23 protein-coding genes and 1 riboswitch are annotated in these 20,038 nt (G+C 37.3%); of the genes, 6 read left to right on the top strand and 17 right to left on the bottom strand.

What is annotated here, in order from left to right:
- Positions 1-133 precede the first annotated feature (133 nt).
- Entirely contained in the window at positions 134-1,009 is an 876-nt protein-coding gene (locus tag M3175_RS09465) for an alpha/beta fold hydrolase (protein ID WP_251518318.1), read from the bottom strand.
- Positions 1,010-1,400: 391 nt separating this feature from the next.
- Between M3175_RS09465 and M3175_RS09460 the strand changes: the two genes are divergently transcribed.
- Positions 1,401-1,523 carry an FbpB family small basic protein gene (locus M3175_RS09460; protein ID WP_119708019.1) on the top strand — a complete coding sequence of 41 codons (123 nt, stop codon included), beginning with the start codon at positions 1,401-1,403 and terminating at the stop codon, positions 1,521-1,523.
- Between the two features lie 256 nt (positions 1,524-1,779).
- Here M3175_RS09460 and M3175_RS09455 read toward each other — a convergent pair whose 3' ends face one another.
- Entirely contained in the window at positions 1,780-2,799 is a 1,020-nt protein-coding gene (locus tag M3175_RS09455; protein WP_251518316.1) for an STAS domain-containing protein, read from the bottom strand.
- A 442-nt stretch (positions 2,800-3,241) separates the two neighbouring features.
- Between M3175_RS09455 and M3175_RS09450 the strand changes: the two genes are divergently transcribed.
- The gene (locus M3175_RS09450; protein WP_251518315.1) at positions 3,242-3,763 is read left to right on the top strand and encodes a J domain-containing protein; all 522 of its coding nucleotides are present in this window, start codon (positions 3,242-3,244) and stop codon (positions 3,761-3,763) included.
- 35 nt (positions 3,764-3,798) lie between these two features.
- A complete protein-coding gene (locus M3175_RS09445) occupies positions 3,799-3,993 on the top strand; it encodes a hypothetical protein (protein ID WP_251518313.1) in 195 nt (64 codons plus the stop codon).
- A 40-nt stretch (positions 3,994-4,033) separates the two neighbouring features.
- Here M3175_RS09445 and M3175_RS09440 read toward each other — a convergent pair whose 3' ends face one another.
- Positions 4,034-4,528, bottom strand: coding sequence for a GNAT family N-acetyltransferase (locus tag M3175_RS09440; RefSeq protein WP_251518311.1), 495 nt, complete (start codon positions 4,526-4,528; stop codon positions 4,034-4,036).
- Between the two features lie 311 nt (positions 4,529-4,839).
- On the opposite strand from M3175_RS09440, the gene M3175_RS09435 reads away from it, so the two are divergent.
- Positions 4,840-6,543, top strand: a complete 1,704-nt coding sequence (locus tag M3175_RS09435) for a methyl-accepting chemotaxis protein (RefSeq protein ID WP_251518309.1) — start codon at positions 4,840-4,842, stop codon at positions 6,541-6,543.
- Positions 6,544-6,618: 75 nt separating this feature from the next.
- Here M3175_RS09435 and M3175_RS09430 read toward each other — a convergent pair whose 3' ends face one another.
- From M3175_RS09430 to M3175_RS09420, 3 genes are all read right to left on the bottom strand, one after another.
- The gene (locus M3175_RS09430) at positions 6,619-7,146 is read right to left on the bottom strand and encodes a hypothetical protein (protein ID WP_251518307.1); all 528 of its coding nucleotides are present in this window, start codon (positions 7,144-7,146) and stop codon (positions 6,619-6,621) included.
- Entirely contained in the window at positions 7,133-7,729 is a 597-nt protein-coding gene (locus M3175_RS09425) for a nucleotidyltransferase family protein (protein ID WP_251518305.1), read from the bottom strand. Before M3175_RS09425 ends, M3175_RS09430 begins: the two co-directional genes overlap by 14 nt.
- A 139-nt stretch (positions 7,730-7,868) precedes the next feature.
- Positions 7,869-8,186: a hypothetical protein gene (locus M3175_RS09420; RefSeq protein ID WP_251518303.1), complete on the bottom strand. Its 318-nt coding sequence runs from the start codon at positions 8,184-8,186 to the stop codon at positions 7,869-7,871.
- Positions 8,187-8,419: 233 nt separating this feature from the next.
- Between M3175_RS09420 and M3175_RS09415 the strand changes: the two genes are divergently transcribed.
- Positions 8,420-8,590, top strand: coding sequence for a hypothetical protein (locus M3175_RS09415; RefSeq protein ID WP_251518301.1), 171 nt, complete (start codon positions 8,420-8,422; stop codon positions 8,588-8,590).
- Positions 8,591-8,654: 64 nt separating this feature from the next.
- On the opposite strand, the gene M3175_RS09410 is transcribed toward M3175_RS09415, so the two are convergent.
- The 8 genes from M3175_RS09410 to M3175_RS09370 all read right to left on the bottom strand — a co-directional run bounded on the left by M3175_RS09410 (position 8,655) and on the right by M3175_RS09370 (position 16,440).
- Positions 8,655-8,798: a hypothetical protein gene (locus tag M3175_RS09410; protein WP_251518299.1), complete on the bottom strand. Its 144-nt coding sequence runs from the start codon at positions 8,796-8,798 to the stop codon at positions 8,655-8,657.
- A gap of 160 nt (positions 8,799-8,958) precedes the next feature.
- On the bottom strand, positions 8,959-10,062 hold the full coding sequence (locus M3175_RS09405) for a sensor histidine kinase (RefSeq protein ID WP_251518297.1): 1,104 nt from the start codon (positions 10,060-10,062) through the stop codon (positions 8,959-8,961).
- Positions 10,052-10,735 carry a response regulator transcription factor gene (locus tag M3175_RS09400; RefSeq protein ID WP_251518295.1) on the bottom strand — a complete coding sequence of 228 codons (684 nt, stop codon included), beginning with the start codon at positions 10,733-10,735 and terminating at the stop codon, positions 10,052-10,054. The genes M3175_RS09405 and M3175_RS09400 overlap by 11 nt, the downstream gene beginning before the upstream one ends.
- 20 nt (positions 10,736-10,755) lie before the next feature.
- The gene (locus M3175_RS09395) at positions 10,756-11,319 is read right to left on the bottom strand and encodes a VanZ family protein (protein WP_251518293.1); all 564 of its coding nucleotides are present in this window, start codon (positions 11,317-11,319) and stop codon (positions 10,756-10,758) included.
- Between the two features lie 180 nt (positions 11,320-11,499).
- Positions 11,500-12,345, bottom strand: a complete 846-nt coding sequence (locus M3175_RS09390; protein WP_251518291.1) for an STAS domain-containing protein — start codon at positions 12,343-12,345, stop codon at positions 11,500-11,502.
- 120 nt (positions 12,346-12,465) lie between these two features.
- Complete coding sequence (locus M3175_RS09385; RefSeq protein ID WP_251518289.1) at positions 12,466-13,560, bottom strand: mechanosensitive ion channel family protein; 1,095 nt, start codon at positions 13,558-13,560, stop codon at positions 12,466-12,468.
- Positions 13,561-13,985: 425 nt separating this feature from the next.
- Positions 13,986-14,945 carry an MBL fold metallo-hydrolase gene (locus tag M3175_RS09380; protein WP_251518280.1) on the bottom strand — a complete coding sequence of 320 codons (960 nt, stop codon included), beginning with the start codon at positions 14,943-14,945 and terminating at the stop codon, positions 13,986-13,988.
- A 928-nt stretch (positions 14,946-15,873) separates the two neighbouring features.
- Positions 15,874-16,440 (bottom strand): nitroreductase family protein, encoded by a 567-nt coding sequence (locus M3175_RS09370; RefSeq protein WP_251518278.1) that lies wholly within the window; start codon positions 16,438-16,440, stop codon positions 15,874-15,876.
- 252 nt (positions 16,441-16,692) lie between these two features.
- Between M3175_RS09370 and sda the strand changes: the two genes are divergently transcribed.
- The gene (gene sda / locus M3175_RS09365; protein WP_251518276.1) at positions 16,693-17,007 is read left to right on the top strand and encodes a sporulation histidine kinase inhibitor Sda; all 315 of its coding nucleotides are present in this window, start codon (positions 16,693-16,695) and stop codon (positions 17,005-17,007) included.
- A 5-nt stretch (positions 17,008-17,012) separates the two neighbouring features.
- A riboswitch (cyclic di-GMP riboswitch) is annotated at positions 17,013-17,095 on the top strand.
- 153 nt (positions 17,096-17,248) lie between these two features.
- Here the strand turns inward: sda and M3175_RS09360 are convergent.
- From M3175_RS09360 to M3175_RS09350, 3 genes are all read right to left on the bottom strand, one after another.
- Positions 17,249-18,433, bottom strand: a complete 1,185-nt coding sequence (locus M3175_RS09360) for an LL-diaminopimelate aminotransferase (protein ID WP_251518274.1) — start codon at positions 18,431-18,433, stop codon at positions 17,249-17,251.
- An 83-nt stretch (positions 18,434-18,516) separates the two neighbouring features.
- Positions 18,517-19,374, bottom strand: a complete 858-nt coding sequence (locus tag M3175_RS09355; RefSeq protein ID WP_251518272.1) for a hypothetical protein — start codon at positions 19,372-19,374, stop codon at positions 18,517-18,519.
- 275 nt (positions 19,375-19,649) lie between these two features.
- Positions 19,650-19,856, bottom strand: a complete 207-nt coding sequence (locus M3175_RS09350; RefSeq protein ID WP_251518270.1) for a hypothetical protein — start codon at positions 19,854-19,856, stop codon at positions 19,650-19,652.
- Positions 19,857-20,038 lie beyond the last annotated feature (182 nt).

Raw genomic sequence — 20,038 nt, 5'->3', positions numbered from 1 at the left:
CATATTAGCTAACATCATCTTAGGAAAAGCTCCAAACAACAGTAAAATAAATACAGGCTCTAATCAGTCTGTAACGAAGTAAAGAAAAAACGTTCGGAGCCGCCTAGCCCCGAACGATTTTTAAACTAGAAAACTAGTAATACTTTTGAAGAAACTCTAAAATTTCTTTATTAATGGTGGATAAATATTCATCTGATGGAAAATGGCCCATATCATATGACTTAATATCAATTACATTGGAAAAAATGTTCTTTGCTGCAGGTCTAATATTTTTTTCAGGGAAAAAAACATCTTTTTTCCCTGTGATAACAAGTGTCGGTGCATCATAATGAACTAACTCGTCCGCCTCCGTTAATTTTGGCATGTCTTGTTCAAGTCTAGTGTATCGAAACACATCACCGATAATCTGTTTGTCTACTTCTTTCATGCTATCATTCGACATGACCGCAGCAATTTTGTTTAAATTTTTGTCTGGGGAGAAAGAATGAAATAAAAGTAAAGGAAGTAAAATTTCTTTTATCATCTTTCTTTTGGATCCCAATTTGATTCCTGCTGGTGACACCAGGACGGAGCAAGAAATTTTATTAGGCAGGTAGGTTGCTAGTCTTAAAATAATTCCCGCTCCATAAGAGGGGCCGATAAATGCACAGCTAGCTATGTCAAACTCATTCATTAACTCTTCAATCCACTTAGCAAAGCTCTCGTCTTTTGCGGAAATTCTCGTTTCGGCACTGTAGCCAGGATGACCGATTGTATCTGGTGCATAGATACGATACTTACTTAGTAACGGAGTGAACCAAGAGAATGTCATGGGATTGATACAGTTGCCTCCCTGAAATAAAAATACGGGTTTCCCTTCTGGCGGACCTGCCACAAGCACATGCGTTTCTCCAAAACTCGTACTCACGTATCTTCGTTCCACTGGAAAAGGAAATGATTTTACATAACGTTCATAATGCTCGTGCAAAATCCTTTTGCCTTCCACACTTTTATAAATACTCTTCACCATACCAGAGGACTCCCATCTAAAAATTTACTTCTGTCTATTTTCCTTTTTTTACTTTTTATCTTATTCTACAATTATCCTCCTTACTTTTTCCAATTAAATCTTTATTTTTTTCCTAAAGTCATGCATTTCATTTGACTAATAATTCACAATCTTTTATGATTAACGCATACAAACAAATATCTCCTTAAAGGGGAGTAGCTTTTACAGCAAAGTCGTCATTACGGAGTCACTTCACTCCCGGCTTTGTTGGCAACCATTTGTCGTTGTTAGCAAGACCTTTACCTGTTTGTAAAGGTTTATTTACATTAAACCTTTACCATAGTGGTAGAGGTTTTTTATTGAAGTGTATTGTCAGAAAAATCAAACTTTAATACTAGGAAGGAAGAAAGAGATGAAACCTGGAAAACCAACTTTAGAAGAGCTCATGAAACGAAACAGAGAGGAATTACTAAAGGATAAGTTACTAGTGGAGAGAATCGAAAAACGCGTAGAAGAAAAAATTATTAAGCAATAACAAGTAAGGCCCCTTCTGAACAATGGGGGGCCTTTGTTAATTTAGGAATTCTCCACAATATCACCTTTATCTCCTCATGAAGGCAATTCCTATCGACTTTTCATGCAAAAATGGTCTTCATTCCTCCGTTGAAGACCATTTCCACTAAATTTCCAATCCAAAACGTCCTTCATTCCTCTGATGAAGACCATTTCTCCTAACTTTTCAATACAAAACATCCTTCATCCTCAGCATACACACCTCTACCCAGCATGACTTAACTAACTGTTTTCCCCAGCTGAGCCAGCGCATATTGAATCCCATGCTGCATTGTTTGAAATACTTCAAAACGACCAAGTGTCACATGAGATTGAACCATTTTTATAGCTAAGTTGACAGGAATACCTACCAATATCGATTTCGTGCCTATTAAGGAAGCGGCTGACCCAATTTTCACAATCAGATCAATTGTAAATTGATCCACTTCCGTATCAAGACCTGTTAAGTCAAGAATAAGATAATTGGCTTTATGCTTTGGCAAATTGCTCAAGGTGTTGATCATCAGATCTTCTGAACGGTCCTCCTCGTATTTCCCAATCAGTGGTACAACAACAATTCCATCAAAAACAGGTATGATCGGAGAGGAAAGTTTTTTCACTAAGCTTCGAAGTTCACTTGTCTTCTGTTCCACCATTTCTTCTAAGCGTATAATCTGTTCAGACTCGTTTTTTCGAGCTAACTGATGTATGTTTTTGGTTGCTGTAATATCGGAAGGAAAGTACTTAACAATGCTGTACTCAGATCCTTCGAGTTGGTCTTGTTCATATTCGTACCAAATGTTCGTATCAAAAAGGCTGCTGAATAGGCCGGCAAAATGAGCTGCTAAAAAAGCGGTTCCCTTACTCTTCCCTTGAGCCAGGTTGATTTTATATTCCCAACTGTCTCTTATATGAGCCACAAGCGTTTTCGTTTCATAATCGAGGTATTTTATTTCTGCTCTTCCCCAACCGGCAGAAGCATATGTATTGGTAATCATTTTTGCCGCTTCAGACACATCAAAGTCCTTTATTTTTCGAAAATAGTCCCCTACTACAATCCCTTGACGATACCCAGTCGTCTCTAGCACCAAGTTGGACGCCTCTTCCCCAGATACCTCTTCAATGGTGTCGAAGAAAGACTTCATTGCACTATTGATCCAAAAAAGGACCGAATCCTGATTTTCATATTGAAACCTTCCATTTTCAACATCCCAATTAAAACCAAGTCCTTCTATATTCACCTTCGAGTTCTTGCTCATTCCTGCCACCCCTTGTCTTATAGTATCGTCACTAAAATGCTTTGAAAGAAATGGCAGTTGCCTTTTCCTAAAAGTGCATGGTCTTCTTTACAATTTACAACTCTTGGTGATTTTTTAATGCTTCTCTAACGTATGTATACTTTTAAGCAAATTTGCCTGAATAGTTCCTATTCTTTCGTAAGTACGGAGTCCACTTTGGTATCTCCCAAATACTCAAGCTATTCTTCTTTAGCCCAACCACTCTCTTCCTAATTTTACTATAAACCTTATATTTTTCCATTTAAATGATAGAAAAACTCAAAATCCCCTTCTTTCTACTTTTAAATTTAATATAAACGTTACATTAGTTACATTTAACATCTAATTTAAACAAACCTGTAAATTTGTAATAGTGAATCCTATGATACATTAAATTTACAAGTAAGATTAAAGAGTTGATATTATGTTAAATGTGAAAGAAACTACGGAATTACTTCGCAGTGAAGGCATTGCGGATAATGAAGAGATGGTTATTCGTTGGATTCTCGATGGGAAAATAAGGGCCAAAAGGACAAAAGATTTGAACATCAACTTTTCTATTGATCCATTCGATTTAGCCACTTTTATTGTTGAAAAGAAACATGAAAGAATGAGTCAACAATTCGGCATTGATTATGAACATTGGGAAAAAACGTTTCATGAAAATACAAAATTAAAAGAGAAAATGGAAGAACTAGAAATAATGATTCGAATTGAACGAGCCAAAGTTCGCTCGTTGAAAAAAATGGTCAGATCTGAGAATGCTTTATTCACACCTGCTCCATCTACCATCTACACCTTATTAGGGATTGAGGAGGAATCTGACAAAGACTTCTTGAAAAAAGAACTAAGAAAACTATTAAAATTCCTTCATCCTGATCGTGGTGGAGATGAGAGACTATTTAAAGTGTTTTACGAACACTACGAAAAAATGGTTCTTAAATAATTTTATAATATAAAGAAAAGAAAGGTGGTCATTTTATGGCAGACTTAAGCTTACAACAACTAGTAGAGGCGATACCCAAATCTGTATTAAATGCTTCTGATCGCGACTTGGAAGGATTTCAGAAAATCCTTCAAGAAACGATTAAATTAAGAGAAGGACATATCAATTTACAAAAAATGATTAAAAGTTACTCTTTATCAAGTCCCACTCATACGAACCAACCTCGATAATGCATCGGAGGACATTCTTTCAAAAGATGTCCTCCTTTTTCTATGTAAGAGTGTTTCGTTTGACCATGTTATACCAGCGTACTCCTCCATGTTGTGATTCGGATAATCCATGGTTAACAAAACCAAATTTTTCATAAAAAGACACTAAATTCTGTTTACAAGTTAACGTGATTCCATCTCTCTCTTTTTCTTCCACAAGCTCTTCCATTTTTTTAATCAAGATTTTTGCAATGCCTTTACCTCTTGACTGCTCGGACACAGCTAATCCTAAAATGCTCTGATACCCTCCTCTTGATGGGTTCTCTTTAATTTTTTTAAAAAGATTATCGGTTATGTAAGTTTGATTAATAATTGGACCATTAATATACCCAAGAATCTCCCCTTCTTTTTCTGCCACAATAAATGTATCAGGTATCAACTGAATCCTCTCCACAAATGCTTCTTTCGTGGCAGCTTCTTCTTTAGAAAACCCTTCATTCTCTATTAATAGAAGCTGTTCCAAATCTGTAGATTGTACATTTCTTAAAGTAATCATCTGTATTTAAAGCCCCTTTCCTAAATTGATCCCCCTGAATTTGTAAGACACAGCACATTTAAAATTGCCTTCTAGCATTCTCGTATATAAAATAAAATTCTACTTACGAGGATACTAGAATGCTGATTGGGTTGCAAAAATAGAAACCCGTTTGTACTTTTTTATCTTTAATTCAAATTATTTTTTTGTTTTGATTATAGGCCAAAAGACTCAAATGATAAATTGTGAGTACAGACCTTAGTTTTAGTCCTCGTATTTCTTCGATCCACCTATGTCTAGCACCACATTTTTATTGTAAAAGGGGAATTTTTATGAGGAGTATAAAGGGAAAAATATTATTCAGTTTTGGTCTGATTCTGGCTATATTGGTCATTATTGCCTCCTACAGCTACTATTCAATTTTTTCCATATCAAAAGATGTAGAAAACATCACTGCAAATGATATGAAATTTTTGGAAGCTGCGAACTCGATGAGCTTTAGTGTGGCCAATCGCGCGAAAATCGCAAGAGATTACATACTTTTTAATGAAAGTAAGTTTAAAGAGAAATTTCTAACCGAAACAGAAACTTCAAAGGAAACCGAACAATTCCTACAAGCTGCAATTAATGAAGGTCGTATTTCTAAAGAAATCGAGTCTGCTTTGATTGATGCGGATGAAAAAACAAGTAAGTGGAAAAAACTTGTAACCGATGAAATTATTCCTCTCTATGATAGCGGTGACGTGGAAGGAGCCATCGCACTAATGGAGGAAAAATGCTTACCTTACAGCCAAGAAGCCATCGATGCATGGGTACAAGTCGTGGACATGCAAAATAAGATTACCGTGACTGAAGCAGAGAATGTGGAATCTTTAGCTGATCGTTCTGTAAGTCTGATTACTTTTGGCTCTCTGATCGCTATTATGATTGCGATTGTGATTGGGTTATATAATGCAACAGTTATCTCAAAACATATCACCCTTGTCGTGAACCGGTTAGAAAAAATAGCGAATGGTGATTTACGTGGAGAGGACTTACAAACCCAATCACAAGATGAACTTGGGCGCTTAATGGCTGCGACAAACATCATGCTAGGTAATTTAAAGTCATTAATCCAAAAAGTCTCTGAAACATCCAATCAAGTGACTCTAGCTTCACAGGAATTTCATGCTTCCGCTGAACAAACCTCTTCTTCAGCAGAGCAAATTACTTTTTCTATCCAAGGAATTGCATCAGGTGCTAAAACATCATCGGTCAGTGCACAAGAAACCGTTTTGACAATGAATGAAATGGCTCATAATATGTTAAAAATCGCCGAAGCTTCCAACAAAGTATGTCTAGCATCTCAAGATTCTACACAACGAGCAAAAGAAGGAAATGAACTGGTTCAAAAAGCGGTACAACAAATGGATTCGATTCAGCAATCCGTTGGTCACACCTCTAATCTTGTTCTTACATTAGGGGAAAGTTCTAAGAAAATTGGTCAAATTGTTGGTGTTATTACTGGAATAGCCGATCAAACCAACCTATTAGCACTTAATGCGGCTATTGAAGCGGCACGTGCGGGAGAGCACGGTCGAGGTTTTGCAGTTGTAGCAGACGAAGTAAGATTATTAGCGGAGCAATCAAAATCTTCAGCAGACCAAATTGCGAAACTCATTCACCACATTCAATTCCATACATCCACTGCAGTAGAATCTATGGCTTCTGGATTAAAGGAAGTCGAGGTTGGAACAACAGTCATACACGAGACCGGAGAAAACTTCAAACACATTTTCGATTCCGTTCAAATGGTGACCAATCGTATTAAAGTGGTATCTTCTTCTGCCGAACAGATGGCCAAAACCACTGAAAATACAACAAATAACGTTCAATCACTAGCTGCCATTGCACATGAAACCTCTTCTAACTCTCAAAATGTAGCTGCAGCATCTGAACAACAATTGGCTACTATGCAGGAAATGGCTGCATCTGCCTTCGCACTAAATCGTATATCAGAGGAGTTACAGGAAGAGCTAGGAAAGTTCCAAATATAACCAAAAAGTGGGCCTAAGAATGATTCTTAGGCCCACCAATCCCGTATGTAATAACGAGTACAAATGGAGTTCAAATCAATCTCTAGTAACTCCTTTTCCAACAACGGTTTCTTTGTCCAAGTCTAAAAAGACCACTAGGTTTCCAGTTTCTTCGGACTTTGTGTTGTTAAAGGTCACAGAGTATACTTCATCTTTTTCATAGTCCTCATTAATCATGGATATGTTTTCTTGACTAACAGCCACCTTCTCAACCTTTGAATCTTTCGGACTAACTGGAATCAAATCTTTCTCCTCATCCGTCAGGCTATTAAATGCAACCATTTCCAAGGGTGTATTACTTTTCAAGTCCCATACACGACATCCAGTTAGTGATATGTATAGGAACATCAGGTACGAAAAAAGTAGTAACTTTTTCAAAATAATCACACCTTCCATATCACGATTAGATTTATGATTAGGTTTCATATTCCTTATTTCTTCTTTACCAGGGTCGTTGGATAAAATTGACCACTCTTCTATGCGGCAACTTTTTGTCTTAACACAACTCCTTGTATCTTTCATAACACTCACACTTTCAACCAATACAATTTCATTCTGTCTCATTCTCAACTCCGTCTATATCTATATGATAAACTTTTATCTTATACCATATAGATTCCCATTTCTTCTTTCTTATACGCTCCTCATAGATGGCAGAACGCTCTTTTGATTCAGTGAAAAATGTAGTGGGTCTTACTTCTAAGTTGATCACATCTTTTATTCCACATGGGGCAGTTAGAATCACTTGGTCCTTCTCGTCTAATTTCACTCCAAGTGCCGTTGCTGTTTCTGGAAATTTTGAAATGGCATCCTCAGATGATGAATAAGGCGGAAGATGGTTTGCGAGATGCATTCTGGCCTCATTTTTTACTGACCAAGGGATACCAGGAAGCTTTCTCTTTAACGCATCTTCATACATCTTTTCTGTTATTTCCTCTGTGTTATCACGGTCAAAGTAAATAACATCCACATCCGGTATGTTGGTTCTTACACTTAAGTTGTGCAACGTATCCCAAATTTTTGAACGAACAAACCCCGCACATATCCACCAGTCTGGTAAATTCAGTGATTGGGCTGCCCTTAACACATCCATCATTTTCTCATCTTCATAGATTAGATTACATATATCTTGTTCATTCTTTAGCATAGCTAGCTCCCCACTTTTCCGAACATATATTCCTATTTTAACAAAAAATTGATATGATTCTATCTTTTTACATAGAAAAAAATACAAATTTATACATACAAAAAGCATCCCTAAATAAGGAATGCAGACAGTATAGTTCCTATTTTTCTTTGATCTGTTCCCGAATCTTTTGCAGTTCTTCAAAGGATAAACCACTTAGTGAATTTCTTATTTCATCCTCAATTTTTTTTCGGTTGTTTTCTTGATAACGTTCCCACCAATTTCTGAGACCTTCTGTATGGTCCAATATGTATTCAAAATCAATTTCTTCTACCTCTTCGTCTGATATATACTCCAATACCTCTGCTAACATATGGGAAAGGCTTTCGACTTCATCTTTATTCGATTGATTGCTCGGCAAATGAACAATTTTTTCTTTTTCTACCTCTTCTTCCGTCTGTGCAGGTTTTCTTGGCATCTTACCTCTCCTTAATTAGTTTTTAAGCGATAACTATAGCATTAGTATGACCATTAATCAGGAGAGCATTAGAATCGAGTATTAATGAATTGAAAATTTTGTATACACAGTATTAAAAAGTTAAATATTCTTCCTTGATTGTGTAAATAATTGGTAACTTGGACATTCTCTCGCGTTTTCTCATGTATGATAGGATTGTAAGTTACTTAAGCGCCAATGAGGAGGCAATGAAAATGGAAAAATTAAAGAAACTACAAAAAGGGTTATTCGCTTTGCTAGCAACTTTTATGGTAATTGGATTTGCCACAGGTTGTAGCGAAGACACAACAGAAGAAACTGAAACAGAAGAAAACCAAACAGAAGAAGGCACGGAAGAGAGCACAGAAGAAACTAATAACGAATAAAGAATTCCCCCTGTCAGATGCTGACAGGGGGGTTATCACCTTTAGCTAATAATATCCCCATAAATTAGAAAAAAGATTTAAAAACCTCTGACTCTTTTTCGCATTGTGAACAACGATATGTAATTTCCATCACATCTTCATAGGTTTTGTGAAGAGTATCTTCTTTGCAGTTCTCACAATATTGAATTTGTTCCGCTTCAACGCCCAAGATAATTCCTCCATACTTTGTTATGAACTACTGTTAGATTCTCCGAAAAGGAGAGGAATTATTAAACGAGCTTCGGAATCTACATTACCTTTTAACCATTTAAAGACATAAAAAGACTACTAAGAGACATTTTTCTTAGTAGTCTTTTTATTATTTACTTTCATCCGTCCTTTTTAAGCGTCACTATAAATACCGTTCTCCCCACTGTACTCTTCACCTCAATTTGTCCCTGATGGAGATCAACTATGCTCTTGGCGATGGCAAGTCCTAATCCAGATCCCCCCGTAAAGTTGGAACGAGATTTTTCTACACGATAAAACCGTTCAAAAATATGAGGAAGGTCAGCAATCGGGATCGCTTGGCCATAGTTGCTGATTTCAATCACTATCGATTCTTCGGTGTCACTAAGCATGATATCTATGTACTTGCCTTCATGACCGTATCGAATGGCATTTTGTATCAGATTTTCAAATACTCGAACGAGTTTTTCCCCATCTCCCAGAACAATTGGCGTTTTAGCATGAGAAATAAATCTCCACTCCATCCCTGCTTCCTCTACCTGCATTTTGGATTGAACCGCCAACTGATTAAGCATTTCTTCAAGGTGAATTGGTTGCTTCTTAAGCTTAATCTGCTGATTTTGGACATACGTATACTCAAAAATGTCGTTAATAAGTGAATGCAAGCTAATTGCTTTATCATGTATCACTTGAACAAAATGCCGAAGCTCCACCTCATCTCGATATTGGTCGTTATTTATTAGTTCCAAATAACCAATAATCGACGTCAGTGGTGACCGAAGATCGTGAGCCACATTGGTGACAAGCTCATTCTTTAACTGTTCGACCCTTTTGACTTCCTTAATCGCTGCTTCCGTCTCTTCAATGATGCTATTAATCCCCATAGACAGTGCTTTGAATTCAGGTGGAACGGAGAAATCACCCATTTTTCTCTCACCAAATGCTTGAACATTATCAGTAATTTTTTTCAAATAATAAAGTAAATATTGTTTCCTCTCATATTGATAGAAGAGGAACAGGTATAATACAACTGTTAGACTATAAAAAACGAAAAATACAAACTCACGAAAATAAGATAATAGAAACAGCAGACTTTCAAAGAAACGTGAATTGTCTTCTAAATACCATAGTCCTGGGAGCAGAATGATTCCTGTTATTGCCGCTAAGCAGACTGATAGAAAAACATACATGAGAATCTTCCATTTAGGAAGAAACCTTACAAGTTCAATTAAATTATTTTTCAATTTTATAACCCACTCCCCAGACGGTTTGAATAATTGTTTCTCCAGGAACCGCCGTTTCTATCTTATCGCGAAGATTACTAATATGAACCATCACGGTTTTATTCGAACCTTCCCCTGGTTCATTCCAAACCCTTTCAAAAATCTCTTCTGATGCAAACACACGTCCACGATTTTTAGCAAGCAAATATAAAATCTCAAATTCCCTTGCTGTCAGTTTCATCACTACATCCCCGGCCGTAACCATATGACTTCTTTTATCGATGGTTAAGGATCCGACGTGTAGTTCATCGTCATCCTTATCAGAAGGTTGATAATTCGACCGGCGTAGCAAAGCTTTTACTCTAGCACTTAGCTCCAAAGGGTTAAATGGCTTGCTCATATAGTCGTCGGCTCCTGTCATCAGTCCGATAATTTTGTCCATATCTTCTACCTTTGCACTTACCATCAAAATGGGAACTTGATTGTTTTTACGTACTTCTTTACAAAATTTGAGCCCATCCATCTTCGGCATCATAATGTCCAAAATGATGAGGTCAGGGAGAGTACGCTCTAACATTTGGAGAGCCTCTTGACCATCTCCCGCTTTCTCAATTTCATACCCATCATTTTTCATATATAATTCGACCAACTCCGCAATTTGTTGATCATCTTCTACTATTAGTACTCGAGTCATATTATTATCTCCTTACAAAGTTAAAGCTGAAATGATCTTAGCACGGTTTTTAACGATTCCGCTTTCCATAATACATTTATAATGAAAAAACCAATCACCGTACCTACTGTATTTGCCAACAAATCATTGATATCGGTACTTCTTCCACTACCTAACGTCACACGAATGAGTAACTGAAGAATCTCTAAAGATAGACTCATCATTAAACCATGCTTGGCAACCTGTTTCACAGAATCCACATGCTTGTTTAAAAAGGGAATATACATCCCGAAAGGAATGAGCATGATAATATTTAATAAAAATGTAGTTACATCAATCGTTAAAATAGGAATAAAGTTTATTGTCTTGTACCACGGTGTCTGATTAGAATATTGTCCAATATTTACATCTATTGGAAAGAACACGAAATGTATGACGCAAAGTAAGTATATCCCAAAAGATAGCAGAACGGCTAACTGCATTACCTTTACTTTCCTTTCTTGACGGTTAACCCACCTCACCAGCCATAAAAGTCCTACTAGAAAAACTGGCCCCAACACCTGCCACGATTGTATCGTGAACATGATTGATTTTGATTCTTCCATCGTTCATCCTCCTTAGTTTCTTACTACAAATTTAGTATAGGTACCAGTTCTAAAGATTTTCTAAAGAGAAGTTTAAGGTTGCCTAAAAAATTCAATAAAAAAACCACAAAGCTTCATTGCTTTGCGGTTTCTCTTTAATGTCCTACTACTTTCTTTAGGCCAGATGAAATTATTTATATTTCACCAGCTTTTTTCTATTCTAAACCCTAATTGCTTCAATGCATTCTCGAGTGATGATTGTGTGGTTACTTCATTAAAATGCAATCCAATATTCACAATCGTTTGCGCCAATTCTGGGCGAATCCCTGTGATTAGAGGCTCTATCCCACTTAGTTTAAGAGCTGTTATGATCTTATAAAGCTGGTCAGCTACCATTGTATCAATGATGGGAACACCGGATACATCTAAAATCAGTGAATCCAGCTGAAGGCGTGATCCTTCATTGAGGGCTGTTTCCATAATTAATTGTGCTCGATTGGTATCTATCGTCCCGATCAATGGAATCACCGCAATCCCTTTGGTAACAACAACCACCGGAACGGATAATTCCTCTACCGCAGAATAGGCAATATTCATTAATTCCGTGTTTCTCTTTTCATACACTTCACTCATCACTTGTAAAACTTTATCTATTAAAGGATCAATAATTTTAGACACATCAAGCATCGTAATGGCTGCAAACTGTTTTTCTGCCAACTCGTCGGTAAATACATCCCATAGAATAGTCCGGTAAAAGCTAACAGCACGTAAGGCATTGCTTAATGACACCTGATATTTCATCGCAAATCTAGCTGCTTTTCTCCCCCAACGAATTACATGCTCCTGTATCATTTCCTTTTCCTCATATAATGCCAGTCCAAAGTATCTGACGAGTTCCGCTCTATATGCAAGCAACTCTTGGTCTGGAGCTCCCGCTCTACTTAGACTAGATGAATAATCCGAATCAATTAGTTGCGATATTCTGTTAGCCAATATTTCCTCATTTTTTACAATCTTTTCTCCAATATAACGTAATTCCCTTTTCACATTCATAATCTCCCTTTTCTATATGCCAGCATAGTATAATTCAACAACAATCCGGAAGAATCCTTCTTTACTGCTAAGCGATATAAAAAAGAACCAACCGTAAAAAACGGTTGGTCATGGTTAATCATACGACCCCATGGTTTGAAGCAAGTCACTAGATTCCTGAGATACGTAAATGGTTCTACTTGGGAACGCCACTTCGACACCCTCTTCTTCTAAAATCCCCATAATCGCTATATTGATTTCATGTTTAATTTTCACATGCTCTCCCCAAACGGTGGTGTTGGTGAAAAAGTATAAGAGAATATCTAGACTGCTATCATTATATTGATCGAATGCCACCATAATCGTATCCGGATGAACGTCCTCATGATTTCTTAGCATAAGTTCCACCCGCTGAACGACTCTTTGAATTTGATCTTTGGTGGATTTATAATTTAGTCCTAAGTGGAACGTAATTCGTCTTTTCCCCATTCGACTCCAGTTCGTGATTGGTTCGTTTGCTAGAGTGGAATTCGGAACAGTCACTAAAGCCTGACTAAACGTTCGTACCTTCGTACTTCTGAAATTAATATCTTCCACTGTACCCTCGACACTAGGAGTTAAAATCCAATCTCCAATTGAAAAAGGTTTCTCCGTTACAATAACAATACCACCAATCAGGTTACCTACCGCTTCTTTCGCAGCTAATGCAAAAGCGAGACCGCCCAGCCCTAGTCCAGCAACCAAGCCATTTACGTCATAATCAAATTCCTGCCCAATAATACTGATACTGATGGCAACAAGAATTACACGAATCGTTCTTGAGATAAATGGGATCAAAATTAAATCTATCTTATTATTAATCTTTTGATTCACACTCATAATAATTCCAGTGGTTGGTGAAGAAAGATTAAATAATCCCCACGTAATGGTCACTATCACCATCGATCGTAAGAATTTTAAAAATAGCGCATTGTGCTGTTCGATAAACGGGAAATAATCCATCGCTACGTACAAACCAATAATAATAAACAGCCATCCGATCGGTCGTTCAAAACTTAAGCAAATTTGTGTAAAAAAATCAGTGGGTGTCTTTCTAGACAATTTTAAAATCAGCTGAAATACATACTTCGTAAATAGGTTTCTAAATAGTATAAACAAAAGCAAAATTCCTATAGAGATCCCTAAATCTTTTAACATATCATAGTCGAGTTGGACCGATAAAAAATCCATCTTACTTACCTTCTCTCTTTGTAATTCGCAGCATACATCCTCATATATTACTCTCATCATCAAAATATTTGAATACAACCAAAGTCTTGTTTATAAAAAAGGAAAAAAGAAGGTAGACGAACGAGCGTCGACAAAGAATCGTAGAAATTTGTTGGTTATTGACTAAAAATGTTGGTAAAAAATGGTTTTATTTACAAACTATTGTTGTTAAAATAGTTTTTGTGTTGAAAAATAATCACTTTGAAAGGTGTGTGGAAATTGATTTATGAAATAGTCCTTTATAAAGGCCTAAAGTGTAATGTAGTATTTGATTATGGAAATGGAAATCTCGAGATCTTATGCTTGGATGAAGTTCTCCTCGTACACGAGGGTCAAATAGATCGGTTACAATAAAGGATTGTACTAAAAAAGAAGCAAACTTACGTCTACTTCTCTCTCCACCAAGGAGTTCTCGGACATTCATCACTACCTATGCAAACGGTTTCCCCAATTTTCGGAGTAGCAATGTTCACCTGATACTGAGATGCTGCTTTTGTAACCCGTTCTACCGGATCAATCCACGAATGGAAAGCAAGGGTAAAGGCTCCCCAATGAACAGGAATTAATAAATCACCGCGCACATCAAGATGAGCTTGTACCGTTTCTTCTGGTAGCATATGGATATGAGACCAACGCTCATCATATTGACCGCATTCCATCAAAGTTACGTCAAAAGGTCCGTAGGTTTCACCGATTTCCTTAAAGTGTGGACCATAACCGCTGTCGCCACTGTAGTATACTTTTGTTTCACGTCCTGCTATTACCCATGAACACCACAAGGTAGAATTTCGATCTAATAAACCTCTTCCGGAGAAATGTCTGGCAGGCATACAAGCTAGGGTGAGATTCTCAAGCTGGACTTCATCGCCCCACTCATGCTCAGTAATTTTTTCTGAAGGAACACCCCAATTCATTAAACATCGTCGTACCCCTAACGGTACAATAAATCTTTGTGTTTTATCTTTTAATCTACGAATTGATGAAACATCCAGATGATCATAGTGGTCATGAGAAATCACAATTGCATCAATACTGGAAAGCTCTTTAGGTTCAATCGACAAGTTTGTGCTGTAACGTTTCGTACCAGCCCATGAAACGGGTGAGGGCCGATCGCTAAGCATCGGATCAAAGAAAAGTCTCTTCCCTTCTAGCTCAAGAAGAAAAGCCGAGTGACCGAACCAGGTAACTCTTGGATGAGACGAGGTTTCTTCTACATAATTTTCTACCTGGATAAGACCGCTTGGCCTGCGGGTGCTTTTACTTGTTACAGAGTCTTTCATCATACTGATCATGGACTTTAGATTCATATTCATAGAGGTTGGTATTTGATTTTCGAATTTTTTCATTGAGGAATCTTCCTTCTTGGTTCATTAATTTTAATCATTATCTCATTATAGATGACTTCTGGTATAAATTCATTTCACATCAATCAATGGTTGACCGATTTTCCCATGCCTTTAAGAGGATTCTTTTCTACTACTTAAGTAAAAAGTGAAGGGGCGTTACTTTTCTTGCTTCATGATCCTTCATCATTTAAAGTGGAATTAATTCTTTCAATGGGGGAAATGTTTTGAAACTCAGTGTTCTTGATCAATCAGTTATCAGTAAAGGGTCAACAGCCTCGACAGCACTACAAAATACCTTGAAACTCGCGCAATTAACCGAGGAATTAGATTATACTCGGTTTTGGGTTGCTGAACATCATTGTCTGTTGAGGAGGCAAAAAGGATTCCTCTAACAAATGCAGACATAATGAAAATCCAAGAAAACCGAAAACGCATGAACCACAGAAAGTGAAAGAGGACATACTTAGGTTAAGCGAACGGTATCGAACAGATGAATTTATGATTATTCATAATGTTTTTAACTTTGAGGATAAAATAGAGACGTATACGTTGTTGGCGGAGGCTTTCCTTTAATTGTAGTCGAACTCGCGGTACTAAGCTTATGTTTAGCTCCCTTATCTCATTATTTTATGTAAATTACGTTTCTAAACGTCAACTTGGTTCTCTAATTCTACTAATTCCTGGAAATCACAGGCGCTAAACGACAACTTAGTTCCCTCATTCCACTAATTCCTGGAAACCACGGGCACTAAATCCACACTTAGTTGCCTCATTCCACTAATTCCTGGAAATCACAGGCACTAAATCCAAACTCCCCCCCTATTCGCAGTCACATATCACAAGTCCACCCTACCAAGCCTAATAAACCACCATTAACAAATACCATCATAAAAAAAGCAAACCACAGAGTGATTTGCTCAACGACCGATTACTTATATTCCCCTTCAAACACTAACTCCTTCAGAGGTCGTCTCCCCGATGGTTGCTCACGTTCTTGTAATTCTGCTGGTAGGGCTTCTTTCTCTCCCTGATAGCCAATGGCGACAATCACTTGAATGTCGAAGTCAGCCGGGACATTTAGTGCTTCTCGAGCTTGCTCTTGATAAAAACCTGCCATCGGGTGAGTGATTAACCCTTTTTGGCTCGCCTGTAGCGCTAAATACCCCCAAGCCGAACCGGAATCGAAAGCATGATAACCCAATTTTTTATCAGATAGAATCGCCACAAAAACAGGAGCCTTTTCACACCATTTACGATTTCCTTCCTTGATAAAAGAATGAAACTTTTCACGATCCTCCTGTGTGCGTGCAATCACAAATCTCCAAGGCTGAGAGTTATTTGCAGATGGAGCCCAATGTGCTGCTTCTAATACACTCATAAGAACGTCCTCAGCTACTTCTTTCTCTACAAACGAACGGGGCGACCAACGATTTAAATAGCTTGAATCAATATCATACTCAGCTTGACGAACCTGTTTTGCTTGAATTTCGGTCATATACATTACTCCCTTTGTGAAAATATTCCAATATCAATACCCATTTTACTTCAACCATAATTTCCCTACAATTTTTTTGCTTTTTTATGTCTACATTTCTTCAATAGCGGGTAATGATATACGTCAGCACACAAATAATCAACCTCTACGAATTTTGTCGAAAAATATCTTATGTAGAATGCAGTTACCTTTGGACTATTGAACTTATCCTATATATACTATTTTTAGTAGAATGTAAGAAAGGATTTCCCTATGAATTCGCTACACAGACTAGATGATGAACAATTGTCAAATCTCATTATTCAAGCCATCAAGTTAAACTTAGAAAATGACTTTCTCAATTTTTTAAAAAATGAGGCGATACGAAGGTTGACTTATTCACAGCAAGAACTTATTTCTAAGCAAAGTCTTCAAGATGCCCTTGATGTCATTTATTTCAAGAAAGAATTAGAGCTTTTGCAATATGAACAATCGAAATGTACAGAAGATGCTATAAGAGAGCAAATATGGATCGACATTGACCTTTTACAGTCTGTCATTGAATTAGCAACCGAACAGATGAAATAACCACCATCCTGCAAAGGCAAATCTTATGAAAATAAGAGACGCAAAGCCACGGGCCTAACGCAATCGCTATGGTAGCCGAGCCGCCAGGACAATTCCTCTTTTTTATTCACTACTACACTTACAATTACCCACTACTAAGTACACCTATATTAATTTCCTAATCTGACATTTCCCTTTCTAGACTTTTAACAAAAAAATCCCTTTCATAGCATTAAAGTTCCTACTATGAAAGGGATTTATATTAAATGTTTTCTGGTCGATAGGTCTGTAAAAACTTCTGAATTCGATCTGCGGCTTCTGCTAATCTTTCAGATGGCTGTACTAATGCAATTCGCACGTACCCTTCTCCCCCTGCACCGAATGCATCTCCTGGTACAACGGCCACACCCGCGTGTTCAAGCAATTCAAAAGCAAACTGACGAGAGGTCCAACCTTGAGGGATTTTCGTCCAAATGAACATCGTAGCCGGCGTAGTTTTTACTTCCCAACCGCCCTGATTGAGTCCCGCAATTAGTGTATTTCTTCGATCTTCGTAAATTCTTTTCTGTTCAGCTAGCATGTTAAAATCGGAAGTTAACACAGCTACAGCTGCTTTTTGGATTGGTAAAAACACGCCATAGTCCATATGTGACTTTAAAGAGGCAAGTATTTGTAAAGCTTGAGCATTTCCGACCACGTACCCAATTCGGCAGCCAGCCATATTAAAAGTTTTTGATAAAGAATTGAACTCAATGCCAACTTCTTTTGCCCCTTCAATCGCCATAAAGCTCAATTGTGGATGATCATCAAATATAAGTTCCGAATAAGCGAAATCGTGTGCCACAAGAATGTTATGCTTCCTAGCAAAAGCGACTAACTTTTCAAAAAAGCTTCTGTCCGCAATGGCTGTTACCGGATTTCCCGGGTAGCTCAAGATCATCATTTTTGTTTTCACTAACACTTCTTCCGGGATGTCCTCTAAAATGGGCAGGAAATCATTTTCTTCTAATAATGGCATCGGATACACCATTCCACCCGCAATCGTGACACTCGCCTCGTATATTGGATAACCTGGGTCAGGTACGAGAACATATTCACCCGGATTGACCATGGCGGTTGCCAAGTGGGAAAGTCCATCCTGTGAACCCATGAGCTGTAAAACTTCATCGGTCGGGTTAAGCTCCACACCATAACGATTTTTATAAAAATAGCTTACTGCTTCACTAAACTCAGATGTTCCTTTTAGCGTATATCCATAATTTGCTGAGTCTTTACTGTATGTACTAATTGTATCCATAACTAATGACGATGGAGGTAAATCGGGACTACCAACACTTAAATCAATCACATCTTTCCCATGATTCATGAGTTCATTTTTTCGATTGGATAAGTCTATAAAAATGGATGTTGTTAGTTTGTCCATTTTAGCTGATGCCTGTAATTTCATATCCAGTTGTCTCCTTATTGTTCAAAACTATACTACCAATTTTTTTAGTATAGCAAAAAAAGAAAACCTAATCACATAGGTTTTCAACTTTTCCCCTCTATTTGATTAAAAAAATGCTCCGTGTCAATTCTCCAACGATCGATTACACTATTTTTTCTTAAAATAAAGGTCATGTTCTTTGTAACTTTTCCAGTTCTATCTGTGTGATATTTTGCTCCGATTGGAACCTCTAACACTAGCTGACCTTCCAGATCTTCCACAGGTAAAAAGGACATGGATGTAATTCGGAAGTAAGTAAATGACTTTGCTATTTTCTTCAATTTTGTGGGAGGTTTGTTTTCTACACTAGTTACTTTTAGTAAATGGGGATCTTGATAATTTAAGCCTGTCACAAAGAATTCGATCATTTCATACGGGTCAACAGTATATAAGTACTCCTCTTCTTTTCCGCCCGCTTTTAAAATCATTAATTGATGGAGTTTATCCATCTTACCTGAGCGATGGGTCGTACTTCCTAAAAAGTGAATGCAAAAATGACCTGGAAATCCGTTTTGGAGTGCCCCTGCTCCGTGAGGCATTCCATGCATGGAAGCCGCAATAAATTGATCTCCCACCTTCACGATAATGCCTCTTCTTTTCCAACTCCACTTCCCATCATAGATTTCTTTCATAATCTTCGTGTCTCTTGTCGTTAAAGGCTGAACATCTGCATGCCTGCTTCCCGCTCGTCGTTGAACTTTGAATTGTTTGCCCGTTTCAACATCGATCACAGTAAACTTCTTCCCCTTTGGCAGGATGTCTTTTGCCTTTTCCCAAGGTAGGATTTCAATTTCAAAGCTAATGGGAAGGTCGTCATCGTCATATTTTTGTACATTTGCTTTAGCCTCTGCTGGAAGAATGAAAAGATAAATAAGAATTCCTATTTTGACAAAGTTTCTCATATTACACCTCACTTCTCATATTCTTTTCCATCCAAAGATTAAATATTTAGGAAACGTAAAATTACCTGAAGATTCATAAGGGAGGTAAAACGGCTATCCATTAGGAATTTTTTCTGAGTATGACATCAAAAAGGATTGCCAAAGCAATCCAAAAATGTTGATTAGACAGGAATGATAAGAATATGATTACTGTAAAAAGTGTATCCTACGATAAAAACCCCATTGACTAGGTCATGGGGATATAAAAACTTTTGAAAATCTAGGTGCAATATTTATCATTCTGTCGATTGAGCTTGTGATGTATTTTGGACTTGAGTAACCGCACTTAAAGCAGACGAAATTTCATTTGATGCCTGCTTAATAGCTTCTTGAGCGAGAGTAGGATCAGAATTTGCTTTTTCAATTGCTTTTGTTAATAACTCTTGCGTGAGTGCTACATTTGCTTTTGCTTGGTTTAGCTGATTTACATCAATTTGAGTCATGACTATCTCTCCTTTTGTATTTACTACTGTAATATAATTACCTTCCATAATATTTTTATAATAGGTAATAACTACATTTACTACAAAGGCATAATCAGAAATTTTTTATCTTTCTCTCCCACATCATAACAAGTGGTAAAATAATAAAAGCGATGCTTAATATAAGCATCGCTTCCTTTATA

The organism is Robertmurraya korlensis (genome assembly GCF_023715225.1).
Lineage (GTDB): Bacteria > Bacillota > Bacilli > Bacillales > Cytobacillaceae > Robertmurraya_A.
The sequence above is the reverse complement of the archived record's forward strand: the minus strand, read 5'-3'. Positions and strand labels throughout refer to the sequence as shown.

Bases quoted from the DNA above. Each gene is read 5' to 3' on its own strand.
- M3175_RS09435 (WP_251518309.1), top strand. From the start codon at position 4,840: ATGAGGAGTATAAAGGGAAAAATATTATTCAGTTTTGGTCTGATTCTG.
- M3175_RS09400 (WP_251518295.1), bottom strand. From the start codon at position 10,735: ATGACTCGAGTACTAATAGTAGAAGATGATCAACAAATTGCGGAGTTG.
- M3175_RS09395 (WP_251518293.1), bottom strand. From the start codon at position 11,319: ATGGAAGAATCAAAATCAATCATGTTCACGATACAATCGTGGCAGGTG.
- M3175_RS09455 (WP_251518316.1), bottom strand. From the start codon at position 2,799: ATGAGCAAGAACTCGAAGGTGAATATAGAAGGACTTGGTTTTAATTGG.
- M3175_RS09440 (WP_251518311.1), bottom strand. From the start codon at position 4,528: ATGATTACTTTAAGAAATGTACAATCTACAGATTTGGAACAGCTTCTA.
- M3175_RS09460 (WP_119708019.1), top strand. From the start codon at position 1,401: ATGAAACCTGGAAAACCAACTTTAGAAGAGCTCATGAAACGAAACAGA.
- M3175_RS09360 (WP_251518274.1), bottom strand. From the start codon at position 18,433: ATGAAATTACAGGCATCAGCTAAAATGGACAAACTAACAACATCCATT.
- M3175_RS09350 (WP_251518270.1), bottom strand. From the start codon at position 19,856: ATGACTCAAATTGATGTAAATCAGCTAAACCAAGCAAAAGCAAATGTA.
- M3175_RS09430 (WP_251518307.1), bottom strand. From the start codon at position 7,146: ATGAGACAGAATGAAATTGTATTGGTTGAAAGTGTGAGTGTTATGAAA.
- M3175_RS09380 (WP_251518280.1), bottom strand. From the start codon at position 14,945: ATGAAAAAATTCGAAAATCAAATACCAACCTCTATGAATATGAATCTA.
- M3175_RS09445 (WP_251518313.1), top strand. From the start codon at position 3,799: ATGGCAGACTTAAGCTTACAACAACTAGTAGAGGCGATACCCAAATCT.
- M3175_RS09415 (WP_251518301.1), top strand. From the start codon at position 8,420: ATGGAAAAATTAAAGAAACTACAAAAAGGGTTATTCGCTTTGCTAGCA.
- M3175_RS09420 (WP_251518303.1), bottom strand. From the start codon at position 8,186: ATGCCAAGAAAACCTGCACAGACGGAAGAAGAGGTAGAAAAAGAAAAA.
- M3175_RS09465 (WP_251518318.1), bottom strand. From the start codon at position 1,009: ATGGTGAAGAGTATTTATAAAAGTGTGGAAGGCAAAAGGATTTTGCAC.
- M3175_RS09355 (WP_251518272.1), bottom strand. From the start codon at position 19,374: ATGAGAAACTTTGTCAAAATAGGAATTCTTATTTATCTTTTCATTCTT.
- M3175_RS09450 (WP_251518315.1), top strand. From the start codon at position 3,242: ATGTTAAATGTGAAAGAAACTACGGAATTACTTCGCAGTGAAGGCATT.
- M3175_RS09385 (WP_251518289.1), bottom strand. From the start codon at position 13,560: ATGGATTTTTTATCGGTCCAACTCGACTATGATATGTTAAAAGATTTA.
- M3175_RS09370 (WP_251518278.1), bottom strand. From the start codon at position 16,440: ATGACCGAAATTCAAGCAAAACAGGTTCGTCAAGCTGAGTATGATATT.
- M3175_RS09425 (WP_251518305.1), bottom strand. From the start codon at position 7,729: ATGCTAAAGAATGAACAAGATATATGTAATCTAATCTATGAAGATGAG.
- sda (WP_251518276.1), top strand. From the start codon at position 16,693: ATGAATTCGCTACACAGACTAGATGATGAACAATTGTCAAATCTCATT.